The sequence below is a fragment of the Desulfolithobacter sp. genome, assembly GCF_054025815.1.
On record NZ_JBPMMS010000013.1, the window covers coordinates 152,849 to 168,275 of the forward strand.

General features: G+C 56.7%; 10 protein-coding genes. 6 read left to right on the forward strand and 4 right to left on the reverse strand.

The window, feature by feature from the left end; translation table 11 throughout:
• Positions 1 to 168: 168 nt before the first annotated feature.
• A complete protein-coding gene (locus tag ACXJJY_RS03525) occupies positions 169 to 3,660 on the reverse strand; it encodes an OmpA family protein (protein WP_456385326.1) in 3,492 nt (1,163 codons plus the stop codon).
• On the reverse strand, positions 3,657 to 5,630 hold the full coding sequence (glgB, locus tag ACXJJY_RS03530) for a 1,4-alpha-glucan branching protein GlgB (protein ID WP_456385327.1): 1,974 nt from the start codon (positions 5,628 to 5,630) through the stop codon (positions 3,657 to 3,659). Before glgB ends, ACXJJY_RS03525 begins: the two co-directional genes overlap by 4 nt.
• Positions 5,631 to 5,778: 148 nt before the next feature.
• Here glgB and ACXJJY_RS03535 point away from each other — a divergent pair, with 148 nt between their 5' ends.
• Complete coding sequence (locus ACXJJY_RS03535) at positions 5,779 to 6,573, forward strand: 16S rRNA (uracil(1498)-N(3))-methyltransferase (protein WP_456385328.1); 795 nt, start codon at positions 5,779 to 5,781, stop codon at positions 6,571 to 6,573.
• On the opposite strand, the gene murJ is transcribed toward ACXJJY_RS03535, so the two are convergent.
• A complete protein-coding gene (murJ, locus tag ACXJJY_RS03540; RefSeq protein WP_456385329.1) occupies positions 6,555 to 8,147 on the reverse strand; it encodes a murein biosynthesis integral membrane protein MurJ in 1,593 nt (530 codons plus the stop codon). The genes ACXJJY_RS03535 and murJ overlap by 19 nt on opposite strands.
• 296 nt (positions 8,148 to 8,443) lie before the next feature.
• Here murJ and fusA point away from each other — a divergent pair, with 296 nt between their 5' ends.
• Entirely contained in the window at positions 8,444 to 10,510 is a 2,067-nt protein-coding gene (gene fusA / locus ACXJJY_RS03545) for an elongation factor G (RefSeq protein ID WP_456385330.1), read from the forward strand.
• Positions 10,511 to 10,515: 5 nt separating this feature from the next.
• Positions 10,516 to 11,037, forward strand: a complete 522-nt coding sequence (locus tag ACXJJY_RS03550; RefSeq protein ID WP_456385331.1) for a MogA/MoaB family molybdenum cofactor biosynthesis protein — start codon at positions 10,516 to 10,518, stop codon at positions 11,035 to 11,037.
• 117 nt (positions 11,038 to 11,154) lie between these two features.
• Here ACXJJY_RS03550 and purM read toward each other — a convergent pair whose 3' ends face one another.
• Positions 11,155 to 12,222, reverse strand: a complete 1,068-nt coding sequence (gene purM, locus ACXJJY_RS03555) for a phosphoribosylformylglycinamidine cyclo-ligase (protein WP_456385332.1) — start codon at positions 12,220 to 12,222, stop codon at positions 11,155 to 11,157.
• A gap of 185 nt (positions 12,223 to 12,407) precedes the next feature.
• Between purM and ACXJJY_RS03560 the strand changes: the two genes are divergently transcribed.
• From ACXJJY_RS03560 to ACXJJY_RS03570, 3 genes are all read left to right on the forward strand, one after another.
• On the forward strand, positions 12,408 to 12,608 hold the full coding sequence (locus tag ACXJJY_RS03560; protein ID WP_456385333.1) for a DUF2065 domain-containing protein: 201 nt from the start codon (positions 12,408 to 12,410) through the stop codon (positions 12,606 to 12,608).
• Between the two features lie 146 nt (positions 12,609 to 12,754).
• Complete coding sequence (mgtE, locus tag ACXJJY_RS03565) at positions 12,755 to 14,137, forward strand: magnesium transporter (RefSeq protein ID WP_456385334.1); 1,383 nt, start codon at positions 12,755 to 12,757, stop codon at positions 14,135 to 14,137.
• 60 nt (positions 14,138 to 14,197) lie between these two features.
• The gene (locus ACXJJY_RS03570; protein WP_456385362.1) at positions 14,198 to 15,271 is read left to right on the forward strand and encodes a S1C family serine protease; all 1,074 of its coding nucleotides are present in this window, start codon (positions 14,198 to 14,200) and stop codon (positions 15,269 to 15,271) included.
• Positions 15,272 to 15,427: the final 156 nt, after the last annotated feature.

A 15,427-nucleotide genomic window follows, 5' to 3' on the forward strand; every position in this document is an offset into this window, starting at 1 on the left:
TGAAGAAATGGTTTGGCTGAGGCAGAGATAAAAAAGTGGCGGGCTTGAGAACACAGGGTGGGACGAAAAACTGTATAAAAAAAACAAAAAAACAAAAAACAAAAAACAAAAAAACGGGGACCGTAGGGCCGGTCCCCGTTCATCGGGACTCTCTTATTGGAGAAATGCTTACCGAGCCGTAACCGGGTGCAGTTCCACGCGCCGGTTCCTGGCCCGTCCTTCGGCCGTGGCATTGTCGGCAATGGGATTTTCAGGACCATAGCCCCTGGCAATCAGCCGGTTCTCGGCAATCCCGTGCTCGATCAGATATTTTTGTACAGCCTGGGCCCGGGCCATGGATACTTTGAGATTGCGTTCAGGATCTCCCACCGAATCAGTATATCCCGCCACCTCGTACACGATGTCGGGCTTATCGCGCAGGATGGCGGCAACCTGATCCAGGTAGGCCCTGGCCTCGTCGGTGAGTTCCGCAGTTCCGGTGGCAAATGTGACCCCGGAGAGAACAATGGGGCTGTCGGCCGGGCAGCCCAATGTTCCGGAATCGTCTGCCGCCGGGGTTTCGGGGCAGAGGTCCAGGCGGTTCACGACTCCGTCGTTGTCGCTGTCAAGCTCGCAACCCAGCGAATCGACCGCAGCCCCGGCCACGGTATCCGGACAGGCGTCCACGGCATCGGAGACCCCGTCGTTGTCACTGTCAGTGGTCTGGAGGAGAAGTTGTTCCTTTTCTTTCTGCAGGGCCTCAATCTCCTGCTGGAGGGCCTGCAGCTGTTCGGCAAGGGCCTGCTCCCTGGACTGGCTGGTTTCCAGGGCCTCTTTGAGACCTGCGGCCTCTTCCTGGAGGGCGGCCAGCTCCTGCCTGGTGGTTTCCAGCGCGGTCAGCTTCTGCTCAAGCTCGGTAAGGATCGATTCCTTTTCCGCCAGGGCGGCCTTGAGTTCATCGATCTGTGCAGCCTCGCTCCTGGCCGCTTCCAGCTGCCCACTCAGCTGCTCGTCCATGGCTTCCAGTGTGGCGATTTTCTCCTGCAGGGCGACAATGGCCTCCTGCCTGGTCTGCAGTTCCGCCTTGAGCTCATCGATCTGCGCGGCTCGGGTTCTGGCTTCTTCAAGCTGGCTGGCCATTTCTTTGCCGGCGTTTTCCAGGGAAGCAATTTTGAGCTGCAGGGCAGCGATGTCCTCTTCCCTGGTTTTAAGCTCGGCTTGAAGCTTATCGATCTGCGCAGCCTTACTCTGTGCCTCCTCCAGCTGGGTTTTCAAGTCCTGGCTGGTGGTTTCCAGATCAGCCAGTTGTTCCTGCACCTCCTGCAGCTGGGCCGCCAGCGCTTCCTTTTCGGCAAGAACGGCCTGGCTGGTAGCCTGGATCTGCTGAAGGGTGTCATTTTTTTCCTTCAGAAGCAGCTGCAGCTGCTCCACTTTCTCGGTGAGAACCGGAACATTGGCTGCCGCTTCGGTCTTTTCGGCGATAACTGCCTTGGCATTCTCCAGGGATTGGGTCAGCTCTTCGATACGGGCTGTCTTTTCATCCAACTGGGCCTGGAGCTGCTCTTTTTCAGTCTGCAGGGCGGTCAGTTCCTGTTGCACTCTGGCCAGTTCCTCCTCGGTCGAAGCCAGCTTGGAAGTCACGGAACTCTGGGTCTCGCGGGCCGTGGCCAGTTCGGCCTCAAGATCGCTGATCCTGGCTCTGGCCTCTTCAAGCTCTTCGCCAAGGGCCCGGGCCGCGGCCAGCTCTTCCTCAAGCGAGGCGATCTTTGCCTCGGAAGCAGTGAGCTTTTCGGTGAGCCCGGCCACCTGGCCGGTCAGTTCGTCGATTTTTGTCAGGGCCTCGGTTAACGCTGTCTTCTTTTCGGCAAGCGTTGCCTTGACCGTCTCCAGCTCCTGGGCGGCGCCACGGGCTTCATCCAGTTGAGCGGTCAGTTCCTGAACCTGGGTTTCAAGATTCTGTTTTTCGCTCTCCAGGTTGGCAAGCGTGGTGTTCAGTTCGTCAAGTTCCGAGGTTTTTCTTTCCAGCTCGGCAGCACACTGGTCTTTGGCCTCGGTGGTCCTGGCCAGCTCCTCATCCTTGACAGTGATGACCTGTTCCAGGCGCTCCTTTTCTTTCTGCAGCTCGGCTATCTGGTTGTTTGCCTCTTCCAGACGACTGTTCTTGTCGGCCAGGTCGGCTTCCTGTCGTTCGATGGTGGCCCTGGCTGCATCCAGTTCGCTCTGCAGGGCGTCGCGGGAGGCAATGGTATCTGCCAGCTTGCCCTTGAGCTGGTTCATCTCGTTATCCCAGACAATCCTGGACTCGGTGAAGGCCACAATCTGGCGCACCAGCCGCTTGCCCTCTTCCATGGCCTCCTGCTCTGCCTGACGGGCTTTGGCAAGCTCAGTGCGGAGCGACTCCATAGCATCCATGGCCGCCTTCTTTTCCTCTTCGGCACGGGAGGCCCGCTGCTCGAGTTCCTGGATCTGGCTGGCTTTGGCCTGCAGCTCCTGCTGCAGCGTGGCAAGCTGGGCCTGGGCCTCGGCTAGGGCCTGGCGGCTCTGGGTGAGCTGTTCTTCCAGGGTGTTGGCTTCCATCTCCGTGGGAGCGATCAGCTTGCTGCGTTCCTGGCCGTATTTGAACATGGCCTCGGCTTTGAGCTCGGCCCGTTTACGAGCCGCCTTGAGGACCGCCACCCTGGACAGGGTGTCGCTCAGCTTGGCCCGAAGCGTGCCGATCTCGCCAAGCTGTTTCTGGATGGTCTCCCGGAGAGAGGCCAGTTCCTCTTCCTGGCGTTGGGCGGTTTTCTCGGCTGTTTCTCTGGCAAGTTGTGCTTCGGCCAGGGATTTTTTCAGCTGATCAATGGTGTCTTCAGCCGTCACCAGGTTGGCCTCGGCCTGCTGCACCCGCAGTGACAGGGCCTGGATGCGGTCGTTGGCGGTCATCAACCCTTCGGCTTTGTTCTCCAGGTCGGCCCGGACTTTTTCCAGGTGGTTGGTGATGATCTCGGCCTTGCGCAGTTTCTGCTGCAGGGTGGCGTTTTGCTGGCGGAGCGAGGCAAGGATGGTCTGGGTATCTTCGAGCTCGGCAATCTTGAGCTCAAGCTCCTTTTCAAGATTCGCTATCCGTTCCTTGAGTACGGCCGTCTCCTGGCAGCTTCTGTTGGTGTGCTGTTTGGATGCCAGGGCCTGGTCACGGGCTTCGCTCAGAATCTGAATCTGCTGCTGGAGCTTGGCGATCTCCGCATCCCGGACGACAATTTCTTTTTTCAGGGCATCGATATCCGCACCGGTGTTGTCCTGATGAAGGCGGTCCTGCAATCTGGCTTTGAGTTCGGCAAGTTGTCCGCGGGCGGTGCGCAGCTCCTGTTCCCTCGAGGCAAGATCTTCACGGGCAGCATTGAGCTGGTTACGCAGGGCTGCGAGTTGTTTTTCCTTCTCCGCGTTCTCGGCCTTTTGGCTGGCCAGCAGTTTTTGCTGTTCCTGCAGGGTCAGAATTTCCTGTCTGGCCTCGTTGAGCCGGGCCTTGCACTTTTCAACCTGGCTGTTGCAGTCAGCCAGGGCCGCGCTGTGTTCCTGCACCACCGCCTGGTGCCCGGACGCGGCTTTGGGGTATTTACGGACCTGCTTGCCATGGTATATGGCAAGGAAAATATAGACGATGATTCCGGCGATGATCAGAGCTGTGGTGCGTGGTTTCATGGCATTTGTATTGTTGTGCTGGTTGGTGTCGTTATTACCTGTTGCCCTGGCTTGAGTATCAGCGTTGCCAGGGGGGGCAGGGTCAGGCGCAGGCGATGGCGGAATCCGTGGCAGGATTCGTCGGTGGCGGTCAATTCGCCGCCGTTTTGCACATTGCTGCCCCAGTAGACATCCAGGTCACTGTTGACAAGCTCCCTGTAACAGCCCCCTTTGGGAACACCGATACAGTAATTTTCACGAACAATCGGTGTGAAATTGGCTATGATAACCAGGAAGTCATCCCTGTTCCCGGCATAGCGTATATAGGAAAAGACCGAGTTGTCAGAATCGCTGGCATCGATCCAGCTGAAACCCTCCCAGTCGAAATCGTTTTCAAAAAGTGCTGGCTCGGCCTGGTACACCAGGTTGAGGTCCCGAACATACCGTTTGAGACCCTTGTGATTGTCTGCCTCAAGAGACGTCCAGTCCAGGCTTTTGTCGTAGTTCCACTCCTGCCACTGGCCGAATTCACACCCCATGAAGAGGAGTTTCTTGCCCGGGTAGGTCCACATGAAACCGAGATAAGCTCGAAGGTTGGCGAATTTCTGCCAGTCGTCGCCGGGCATCTTGTTGATCAGAGATCCCTTGCCGTGCACCACCTCGTCGTGGGAGATGGGCAGGACAAAGTTTTCCTGAAAGGCATAGAGAAGGCCGAAGGTCATTTCATTGTGATGAAATTTGCGGTGGATGGGATCGTGGCTCATGTATCGGAGCGTGTCGTGCATCCAGCCCATATTCCATTTCATGCTGAAACCCAGCCCGCCGAGATAGGTGGGACGGGAGACCATGGGCCAGGATGTGGATTCCTCGGCAATGGTGAGGATTCCCGGGAAATTGCCATGGACCACCTCGTTGGTTTTTCTCAGAAACGAGATGGCGGCGAGATTTTCCCGGCCTCCATATTCGTTGGGCACCCATTGTCCCTCTTCGCGGGAATAATCAAGATAGAGCATGGATGCCACAGCATCAACACGTAATCCGTCTATGTGATACTTGTCAAGCCAGAACAGGGCATTGGAGATAAGAAATGAACGTACCTCGTTGCGGCCATAGTTAAATATCATGGTGCCCCAGTCCTGGTGTTCTCCCTGGCGGGGGTCGGCATGGGCGTAGAGATGGGTGCCGTCGAAATAGTTGAGGCCGGCGCCGTCTTTTGGAAAATGGGCTGGAACCCAGTCGAGGATGACACCGATACCGGCCTGATGACACTGGTCAACAAAGTACATGAAGTCGTGCGGGGTGCCAAAGCGACTGGTGGGCGCAAAGAAGCCAAGGACCTGGTAGCCCCAGGAGCCGTCAAAGGGGTGTTCGGCAATGGGCATCAGTTCGATATGGGTGTAGCCCATGTCGACCACGTAGGGAATCAGGGTGTCGGCCAGTTCCCGGTAGGTGAGGTAGCGCAGGCCCCAGGTCTCATCGGGAATCCGGCGCCAGGAGCCGGCATGGATCTCGTAAATGGAGAGCGGACGGTCCAGTCCCTGGCGTGCGGCCCGTTCCTCCATCCACTGGTTGTCGTTCCATGTGTATCGGTCCAGGTCGATGACAAGAGAACCGGTCCGCGGACGCAGCTCCATGCCGAAGCCATAGGGATCGGATTTGTCGAAGATCTGTCCATCGGCAGCAGTGATCCGATACTTGTAGATGGTGAATTCGCTGATGCCGGGTACGAACAGAGTCCAGATGCCCGAATCGCTGGAGTGCATGGGGTGGCTGGTGGTGTCCCAGCCGTTGAAGTCGCCGATGATCGAAACCTGGCGGGCATTGGGTGCCCAGACGGCAAAGGCCACACCGTCCTGGCCGTGCATGGTCACCAGGTGGGCTCCCATCTTTTCATAGGTTCGCTCGTGGGTACCCTCGGCAATGAGATAGGTGTCAAAGTCGCTGAGCCACAGTGGTGCAACAGGCAAGGCTTGTGGTATGGAAGGTGGCATTATGGACTAACCTCTGGTTTGATCACTATTAATCAGGCACTTTGCATTTGTAATGCAAGCAGACGAAAATGTCATGGAATTTTAGCTGATTTTGTGCTCAGTTGTTTAATTTCATTATCAATTCAACTTAAGCGGGATACATACGGAATTGAACATACTCCTTTTTAAAGACACGGAAATTAAAGGAACCAGGCTTAAGCTGGCCGACCACCGGGCTGAGCATGTGCGGAAAATTCTCAAGCTGGGTCCCGGTAATACCCTGCGGATCGGGATGATAAACGGCCGCCGCGGCACCGGCAGGATCCTCTCTGTGGATGAACAGAAGGTGGAACTTGAGGTGAGTCTTGACCAGGAGCCCCATCCAGAGCCGGAAGTGAGCCTGATCCTTGCCCTGCCGCGGCCGATCATGGTTCAGCGTATCTTCAAGCAGGCCGCCACCATGGGCGTCCGGGAGCTGCACCTGATCCGTTCCCGCCGGGTGGAAAAATCTTTTTTTCATTCGCCGGTGCTGCAACCGGAAAAAATTCAGGCTCTGCTCATCGAAGGGCTTGAGCAGGCCACCGACACCCGGCTGCCCAGTGTCCATGTCCACCATTATTTCAAGCCCTTTATCGAGGAGGTGGCCCCGACCCTTGCGGGCAGGAAGCTGTTGGCCGATCCCGGGGCCCGGCAGTCTCTGCCCGAGGTATTTGGGGCCCTCCACCCTGCCGGGTCGGGTGATGATTCCGGCCGCAGGGAAGGGGAGAACCGGCCGGCCCGTGCGCCTTCCTGCCCGGTGGTCCTGGCCATTGGTCCGGAAGGGGGCTGGAACGAGTTCGAGATAGAGATGTTTGCCAGGCTCGGTTTTGCTCCTTTTACCCTGGGACCGCGGATCCTGCATGTGGATACCGCGGTGGTGGCCCTGCTGGCCCAGATCAGCCTGCTTCAGGATTTGAACCGCTGAGCGATCCTGGCGGTGACCACGGTGAACTCGGGCAGACGGAGCATGTGCAGGATCAATCCATAAACCACGGCCCCGGTACCTATCAGGAGAATGATACCGGCCAGCTGCGCCGGAATCCCGCCTGTCAGCCAGCCGGCAAGCAGGTTGCGAAGCCAGTATACTGCCGAGGCCATGACCAGGGTGGCAACGAGAATCTTGCCGGTCCCGGCCCCCAGATAGGCCAGGGAAAATCCTTTGAGTTTTCTGTAGAGCATGGTGCCGAGGAAGAGAAAGTTCAGGGCCATGGTGCAGGAGGTGGACAGGGCGATGGCCTGGTGCTGGAAGGTACTGATGGTCAGGGAGATGATGAGGATGTTGGCCGCCACGGCCAGAAAACTGCCCACCACCGGGTACCTGGTGTTGTTCAGGGCATAGAAGACCGGGACCATTATTTTGACCGCCGAGTAGGCGAACAGGCCATAGGCGTAGTAAGTGAGAGCCTCGGCGGTGCGCACGGTGTCAAAGGCGGTGAAGGCGCCATGCTCGAAGATAAGGCGAATAATGGGCTCGGCCAGGAGAATCAGCCCGGCGGTGGCGGGAATGGTCAGGCTGAAGACCATGACCAGCGAGGAGGTGAAGGTCTCCCTGAGCCCCTCCATATCCCCGAGGGCTGCCTGTCTGGCCAGGATCGGCATGGCGGCGATGGACAGAGCCACCCCGAAAACCCCGATGGGCAGCTGGACCATGCGGAAGGCGTAGTTGAGCCACGAGACCGAGCCCTCGGCGCATGAGGCGGCAAAGTTGGTGTTGACAAAGATATTGATCTGGGTGGCGGACAGGCCGATAGTGGCCGGCAGCATCAGGTAGAGGATGCGCCGCAGACCGGGATCGCGCAGGTTGAGGCGTGGTGTGAAGCGAAACCCGGTTTTTTTCAGGCTCGGCAGCTGGATGGTAAGTTGCAGGAATCCCCCGATCAGGGTGCCCACCGCCATTCCGGCGATGGCCGGCTGGCCCAGGCGGGGAAAGAGCAGGGCCAGGCTGGTGCCGCCGATGATGGAGCCGAGGTTGAAAAAACTCGAGGCCATGGCCGGGACGAAAAACCGGCCCCTGGTGTTGAGAATCCCCATGACCACTGCCGCCAGGGCGATAAAGATGAGAAAGGGGAACATGATCCTGGTCAGGAGAACGGTCAGGTCGGTCTTGCCGACGACAAGCGCAAAATCCGGGGCCAGCAGATTGACAATGGGCTGGGCCAGATAGATTCCCGCCAGGGTCAGCAGGCTGAGCAGCAGGGTGATAAAGACCAGCAGGTTGGAGGCCAGCCGCCAGGTGGCCTCGGCTCCCTTGTTGGTGTCGTAGTCGGAAAAAACCGTGACAAAGGCGGCCGACAGGGCTCCCTCGCCGAACAGGTCCCGGAGGAGATTGGGAATCCGGAAGGCGACCACAAAGGCATCGTAGGCATAGCCGGCCCCGAACAAGGTGGCAAAGACCTGCTCCCGAACCAGGCCAAGCACCCGGCTGCACATCACCGCCCCGCTCACCGCTCCAGCTGATCTGGCTATTTTTCCGGTGGAACCGCTTGGTTTTCCTTTCATTTCAAAATCCGGGAACTGTTTGGAAAATCAGAGGTTATTGCTTGACTTTGCAGGGATAATGAGAATATAACACTTTCATTGCCGGTCAAATGGTTACCATCGTCAGGCAAAAAGAGAAAGCTATTTTCCATCATCAGCAAGAAGAGAAACAAGGAGCATGGTGAAAACAGGTCGGGACCGATACCAGCAGGTTCCGCCTGGAGGAGGAGATGAACCTGTCGGTTGTTAAGAAACAGATATAATCGCCCGCTTCGGGCGTGTTTTCTTGAAGAATCATTCGTTCGTTGGAGGGTTCCATGCAGGACGTGAAACAGATCAGGAATACGGTAATTCTCGGACATGGCAATAGTGGCAAGACAACTCTTGCGGAGGCCCTGCTGTTTACCTCCGGGGCCATCAAACGTCTGGGCAAGGTGGACGACGGAACATCCTGTATGGATTTTGAGCCAGAAGAAACCAAGCGGCATATCTCCATCGGTGCGGCGTTCAATCACCTCAACTGGAAAAAAAACGAGGTCTTTTTGATCGACACTCCCGGTGACGACAACTTTGTCAACGAGGCCCGGTTTGCTGCCCAGGTGGCGGACAGTGCCATTCTCACCGTGGGTGCTGTTCTCGGTGTCCGCAATCAGACCGAGAAATTCGTCGAGTTTATCCAGGAGCGCAACCTGCCGCGCATCATCTGCATCACCAAGATGGACAGGGAGCGGGCTGACTTCAGTAAGACCGTGGAGCAGATAAAGCAGGAGTTCGATCTCAACCCGGTGGTCCTCTACCACCCCATCGGGGCCGAGGACAATTTCAGGGGTGTGATCGACCTGGTCCGGAATAAGGCCTGGTTCTTTGCCGCCGACGGCTCGGGTCGGGTGGAAGCCGGTGATATTCCCGACGACATGGCCGACGACGTGTCCAGCATGCGGGAAGGTCTGATGGAATATGTGGCTGAAACTGATGACGACCTGATCGAGAAGTTTCTGGAAGAGGGTGAACTGACGATACAGGAGATGCAGGAGGGGCTGGTCGCCGGCGTGCAGGCTGGAAAGATCACCCCGGTCTGTGCCTGCGCCGCGCTTAACAATGCCGGGACATCGCTCATTCTCGACGCCGTGGTGGACCTGCTGCCCTCGCCGGATCAGCGTCCGGCCATGGTCGGCACCGATCCCCGGACCGGTGACCTGGTCGAGCGTTTTCCCAGTGTGGACGAACCGTTCTCGGCCCAGGTCTTTAAGACCATCACCGATCCCTTTGCCGGCCGGTTGACCATCTTCCGGGTTTTTTCCGGCGTACTGAAAGGCGACAGCTTCTATAATTCCACTAAGGAAGTATCCGAGCGGTTCGGCCATCTCTTTACCATGGACGGCAAGGAACAGACCCAGGTGGAGCAGGCTGTTCCAGGTATGGTCGTTGCCGTGGCAAAGCTCAGAGAGACCGAGACCGGCGATACCCTGTGCGACGAGACGGCCCCCATTCTTTACGAGCCCCTGGAACCCATGGAAACTGTCATCTCATACGCGATCAGCGCCAGGAAAGGGGACGAGGAAAAACTCTTCTCCTCCATCACCAGGATGCTCGATGAAGACAAGACTCTAAAACTTACCCGTCAGCACCAGACAAAAGAAACTTTGATCTCCGGTGTCGGTCAGGTGCATCTCGAGGTCATCGGCGAAAAGCTCAAGCGCAAGTTCGGAGTGGAAATGGAGCTGCGGGTACCAAAAGTGCCCTATCAGGAGACTATCAAAGGCAAGGCCCGGGTTCAGGGCAAGCACAAGAAACAGTCCGGTGGTCGCGGCCAGTACGGCGACTGCTGGATCGAGATGGAACCATTGCCGCGGGGAGGAGGATTCGAGTTTGTCGACAGGATCGTCGGTGGCGTGATTCCCCAGCAGTACCGTCCTGCAGTGGAAAAGGGTATCCTTGAAGCCATGGAAAAAGGCGTGTTGGCAGGCTATCCGTTTGTCGATGTCAGGGTCTTCCTGGTGGATGGATCTTATCACACCGTAGATTCATCAGAAATGGCCTTTAAAATCGCGGGTTCGATTGCTTTTAAAAAGGCAGCCATGGAGGCCAATCCCATTCTTTTGGAACCGATCATGGAGTTGACCGTGCGGGTGGACAAGGATTATGTGGGCGATATCATGGGCGACCTGAATAGCCGCCGCGGCAAGGTTCTGGGCATGGATTCTGCGGATAAGTATGAAATAATCAATGCCCACGTACCTCAGTCCGAGATTATGATGTATGCCCCTGATTTGACTTCCATGACCGGTGGTCGAGGTTCATTTTCGGTCAAGTTTTCCCACTACGAGGAAGTGCCGGCTCACCTGGCCGAGAAGATTATAGCCCAGGCAGGCGCGGACGACTGAGATTCATGGGTGTGAGTAAAGAGCAGATATATACCTGCGGGATTCTGACCCTGTCGGATAAAGGGTCCCGAGGTGAACGGGAGGATACCTCCGGAGCCATGCTCCGGGAGATACTTGCAGATGCGGGTTATGATATCGTGGCTTACGAAATTATTCCCGATCGGCAGGAGCTTATCGAAACCACCCTGGTGAGCTGGGCCGATACCCGGGATATCGACCTGATCGTCACCACCGGGGGCACCGGGGTGTCGCCAAGCGACGTGACCCCTGAGGCGACCCGGAACGTGATTGATCGTGAGGTGCCGGGCATAGCCGAGGCCATGCGCCGGGCCAGTCTGGAAAAAACTGTCCAGGCCGTCTGGTCCCGTGGCATTGCCGGCATCCGCAATGAAACCCTGATCATCAACCTGCCGGGCAGCAGAAAAGCGGCCAGGGAAAACATCGAGGTTGTGCTTTTGGCTCTGCGCCATGGCCTGTACAAGCTCAAGGGTGGCAGTGCTGACTGTGGGGTGCCGGACAGCCACTGAGGCAGGAGATTGCCAATCCTCTGCACAGTCAGGAAAGGAAAAAAAGAAATCCCTGGTCCGGAGAAGACGGATCAGGGATTTCTTTTTCGTGTCGTTTGCAAAAGGGGCTGAGACAGCCTATCGGGTAATACCATCGATGGTGACCCACTGGCCGTCGGTGTCGTCTACCTTGGTGATCTCACCGATCACATAGGGCACCTCGCCCAGGGCTTGCAACTGATGGACCACGTCTTCGACAAGGTCGGCATCGACCAGTACCATCATGCCGATACCCATGTTGAAGGTCCGGTACATCTCCTGGATAGATATGTTGCCTTTGTCCTGGAGAAAGGTGAATATGGGCGGCACCTCCCAGCTGTCCGGTTCAATGACGGCCTTACAGCCGCCGGGCAAGATACGGGGCACGTTATCAATGAAGCCGCCGCCCGTGTTGTGGATCAGGCCGTTGATCTTGAAGTTACGCAGTATCTTGAGCAGGGACTGAACGTAGATTCGGGTGGGCCGCAGGAGCTCTTCTCCCACAGTACAATCCAGTTCTTCGATCTGGTCATCCACGCTGAGCCCCAATTCTTCGAAGAAGATCTTGCGGACCAGGGAATAACCGTTGGAGTGCAGCCCGGACGAGGCCAAACCGATGATCTTGTTGCCCACCCTGATATCACTGCCATCGATAATGGCGTTGCGGTCCGCAATGCCGACTACAAATCCGGCAAGGTCATAGTCGCCCGGCTGGTACAGGCCCGGCATTTCTGCGGTTTCCCCGCCAATGAGGGAGCATCCGGAGATTTTGCATCCCTTGGCAATTCCCTTGACCACATCGGTAGCCACCTCCAGGTCAAGGCTGGAGACGGCAAAGTAATCAAGAAAAAAGAGTGGTTTGGCGCCGCTGACCACCACATCGTTTACACACATGGCCACAAGATCGATACCAATGGTGTCGTGTCTGTTGCACATCTTGGCGATATTGAGCTTGGTGCCAACACCATCTGTCGAAGCTATGAGGACCGGGTCTTCATAGCCGGCATTGCCGATGGCAAAAAGTCCGGAAAAACCGCCGATATCACTGAGGACTCCCCTCCCGTGAGTATCGGCAACAATGTTTTTTATCCGGGATATAAAGGCATTACCCTTGTCGATATCGACTCCGGCTTCGCTGTAACGCGATGTTGAAGGTGAATCTGTCATGGATGAGTAGTGTTATAGAATGTCAGAAGAAAGAGAGAAAAATATAAAAAATTGTCTGCCAGCCCTTTCAGACCGACAGGGTTGTATGATGTTTTTGAATCTTTTATAATATTTTTTTTTCGTTGTGTTGTCAATATGTTTGTCTGCTCGTTGCAACACTGTCGGGCATCTGGTAGTCTGGAACCATGAAACTGCTCGTAACTCTTATCGGCCTGATTCTGATCCTGGAAGGATTGCCCTATGTTGCCTCGCCCGAGGCCATGCAGAGCTGGCTCAAGCAGCTCACCGAGATGCGTCCGGAGCATCTGCGGCTCATGGGGATCCTTGCCATGGCCATTGGTTTTTTTCTCTGTTTCCTGGCCCAGCGCTCCGGCCTTCTGGGGTGACAGCCCTGCTCTCCCTTTTGTCCTCGATTCATATGGTCCCGGCATTTTAATGTTTGACTTTTTCGCAGCTCCGTTGCTAAAATACAAAATTTTTCATTCATCGGCAGAACCCAACAGCCGACGGCCAGCTTCAAGGAAACAGACCCATGGAAAAATCACCCAAACGCGAAATGATTGGCACCGAGGGGAGGGTGCTGTTCGAAACTCTGCGGCGTCTGCACCGTAAGGGAGCTGTCGGCAATATCAGGAAACTGGTTCTCAAGACCCACCCCGCCGATCTTGCCTGGGTTTTCAGGTCGCTCACTCCGATTGAGCGCAAGGATATTTTCGAGATCATCGCCCAGACCGACCTTGTTGCCGATTTCCTCTCCGAGCTCGACACTTTGATCATGGTCGAGCTGGTGGAAGACCTCTCTCCCGAGTTCATGGCCAAGGTGGTCACCAGGATGGCTTCGGATGACGCGGCCGACCTGCTTGAAGCCCTGCCCAACGACATCGCGGTGGAAATCCGGCGCCACATGCAGGTGGACGACCGGCATGAAGTGGAGGAGCTGCTCAAGTACGATCCCGAAACCGCCGGTGGTCTCATGTCCACCGATTTCATGTACCTGGATGAGGATCTCACTGTCGAGGAGGCGATCAGGAAGGTACAGAAACGCAGCGAAGAAAAAGAGATGGTCTTCTATCTCTATATCACCCACGGCGACGGTCAGCTCTCCGGAGTGCTTTCTCTGCGGGAACTGCTCCTCCACCCGCCCCATCGCAAGCTCAAGAACATCATGAACCGCAATGTCATCTCGGTCACCACGGATACCGACCAGGAAGAGGTGGCCCACGTGGTTTCCCAGTATAACCTTCTGGCGGTTCCGGTTGTTGATGCCACCTACAAGCTGGTCGGTATCGTTACTGTCGACGATGTCATCGACGTTATCCGTGAAGAGGCCACTGAGGATTTCCTGCAGATGGCCGGTGCCGGCAGGGAGCGTGAGATTCTTCTCAAACCACTGCACCAGAAGATTCTTCTCCGGGCACCGTGGCTGTTCGCTTCCTGGATCGGTGGGGTAACGGCCATGTTCATTATTAATTCCTTTCAGTATGAGCTGCAGAAGGTGTTGGCCCTGGCCTCATTTATTCCGATCATCGCCGGCATGGGTGGCAATATTGCCACCCAGTCCTCCACCATTGTCGTCCGGGGGCTGGCCACCGGCCGGATCAACATGCAGCATTTTTTTCCCGTGGTTATCAAGGAGTTCCTGGTCGGTATCGTTCTTGGAGCGGTGTTCGGCACTCTGCTCGGGTTTCTCGCCCATTTCAAATATGCCGATCCGTTCTATCTCGGGGTTGTGGTGGGTGTCTCGGTTTTTGCGGTCATGACCATGGCCGCCACCGTGGGCACCGTTGTTCCGCTGATACTCAAACGGCTCAACATCGATGCGGCCATTGCCACAGGCCCTTTTATAACAACCACGATAGATATACTTGGTGTATCGTTATTTTTCATGGTGGCAAAGACATTGCTCGGTCTATAGGAGGATCATGCCTTGAAATGGCACCCTGCCGGTTTAAACAGAGGAAGAGTCCATCCGGTCCTGTTGCTGGTTATTGTTCTGATTGGCGGCTGGCTGGTCTATCAGGGATTGCAGCGTCCGGGACTTGATCCCAATGCGACTCCGCGGGTGGTGGTGGCGCGGGGTGACCTGGCCGAAGACGAGAAAAACACCATCGAGATTTTCCAGAATGCTTCTCCGTCGGTGGTCTACATCACCACCCTGACCGTCCGGCGGGGCATCTTCTCCCTTAACGTCTATGAAATTCCCCAGGGTACCGGTTCCGGATTCATCTGGGACAAAGAGGGGCGTATTGTCACCAATTTCCATGTCATCAAGGATGCCAGCCGGATAGAGGTCACCCTGGCCGACCACTCCACCTGGAAAGCGGTTTTGGTGGGTGCGGCTCCTGACCGGGACCTGGCAGTCCTGCAGATCTCGGCCTCACCCTCCAAACTCACCCCCATCCCCATCGGCGAATCCCATAACCTGATGGTGGGGCAGAAGGTCTTTGCCATCGGCAATCCCTTCGGCCTGGACCAGACCCTGACCACCGGCGTGGTCTCGGCCCTTGGCCGGGAGATCACCTCGGTCACTGGCCGGACCATCCATGATGTAATCCAGACCGATGCGGCCATCAATCCCGGCAACTCGGGCGGACCACTGCTGGACAGCGCCGGCCGGCTCATTGGTGTCAATACCGCTATCTACTCGCCGTCCGGCACCAGTTCGGGAATCGGTTTCGCCGTTCCTGTGGACGAGGTGAACAAGGTCGTGCCCCAGGTTATCCGCACCGGCCGAATGATTCGCCCGGGCCTGGGTGTTGCTCTGGCCAACCCGCGGTTGACCAGGAGCGTCGTCGACAAGGGACTGTTGATCATGAAGGTCATGCCCGGCTCCAACGCGGACAAGGCCGGGCTGCGCGGAACCCGGCAGGTGCAGGGAGGCTATGTTCTTGGTGATATCATTGTCGGGGTCAACGGTCGGCCGGTCAACGATTACAACAGTCTGCGCGACGAACTGGAGCGCTATGACGTGGGCGATACGGTGACGATCAATATCCTGCGTGATGGCCAGCCTGTGGATGTGGACGTGATCCTTGAGGCCATGGAGTAAGCTGAAATTGCCAGGGCAGGGGACAGACTGTCCGGGTAAAAAACTGCAGGCCGGGGAGAAAGGACCAGCCGTTGGTCCGGGGTGATCACTGTCAACTCTGGCCAGCGGCTTTTCTGGTTGTACCTTCCGGTCAGCGGGGCAGTTGCTCTGTCTGCT

Excerpts from the sequence above, each read along its gene's own strand:
- ACXJJY_RS03525 (WP_456385326.1), bottom strand. The coding sequence starts at position 3,660 with ATGAAACCACGCACCACAGCTCTGATCATCGCCGGAATCATCGTCTAT.
- glgB (WP_456385327.1), bottom strand. The coding sequence starts at position 5,630 with ATGCCACCTTCCATACCACAAGCCTTGCCTGTTGCACCACTGTGGCTC.
- murJ (WP_456385329.1), bottom strand. The coding sequence starts at position 8,147 with ATGAAAGGAAAACCAAGCGGTTCCACCGGAAAAATAGCCAGATCAGCT.
- fusA (WP_456385330.1), top strand. The coding sequence starts at position 8,444 with ATGCAGGACGTGAAACAGATCAGGAATACGGTAATTCTCGGACATGGC.
- ACXJJY_RS03550 (WP_456385331.1), top strand. The coding sequence starts at position 10,516 with ATGGGTGTGAGTAAAGAGCAGATATATACCTGCGGGATTCTGACCCTG.
- purM (WP_456385332.1), bottom strand. The coding sequence starts at position 12,222 with ATGACAGATTCACCTTCAACATCGCGTTACAGCGAAGCCGGAGTCGAT.
- ACXJJY_RS03560 (WP_456385333.1), top strand. The coding sequence starts at position 12,408 with ATGAAACTGCTCGTAACTCTTATCGGCCTGATTCTGATCCTGGAAGGA.
- mgtE (WP_456385334.1), top strand. The coding sequence starts at position 12,755 with ATGGAAAAATCACCCAAACGCGAAATGATTGGCACCGAGGGGAGGGTG.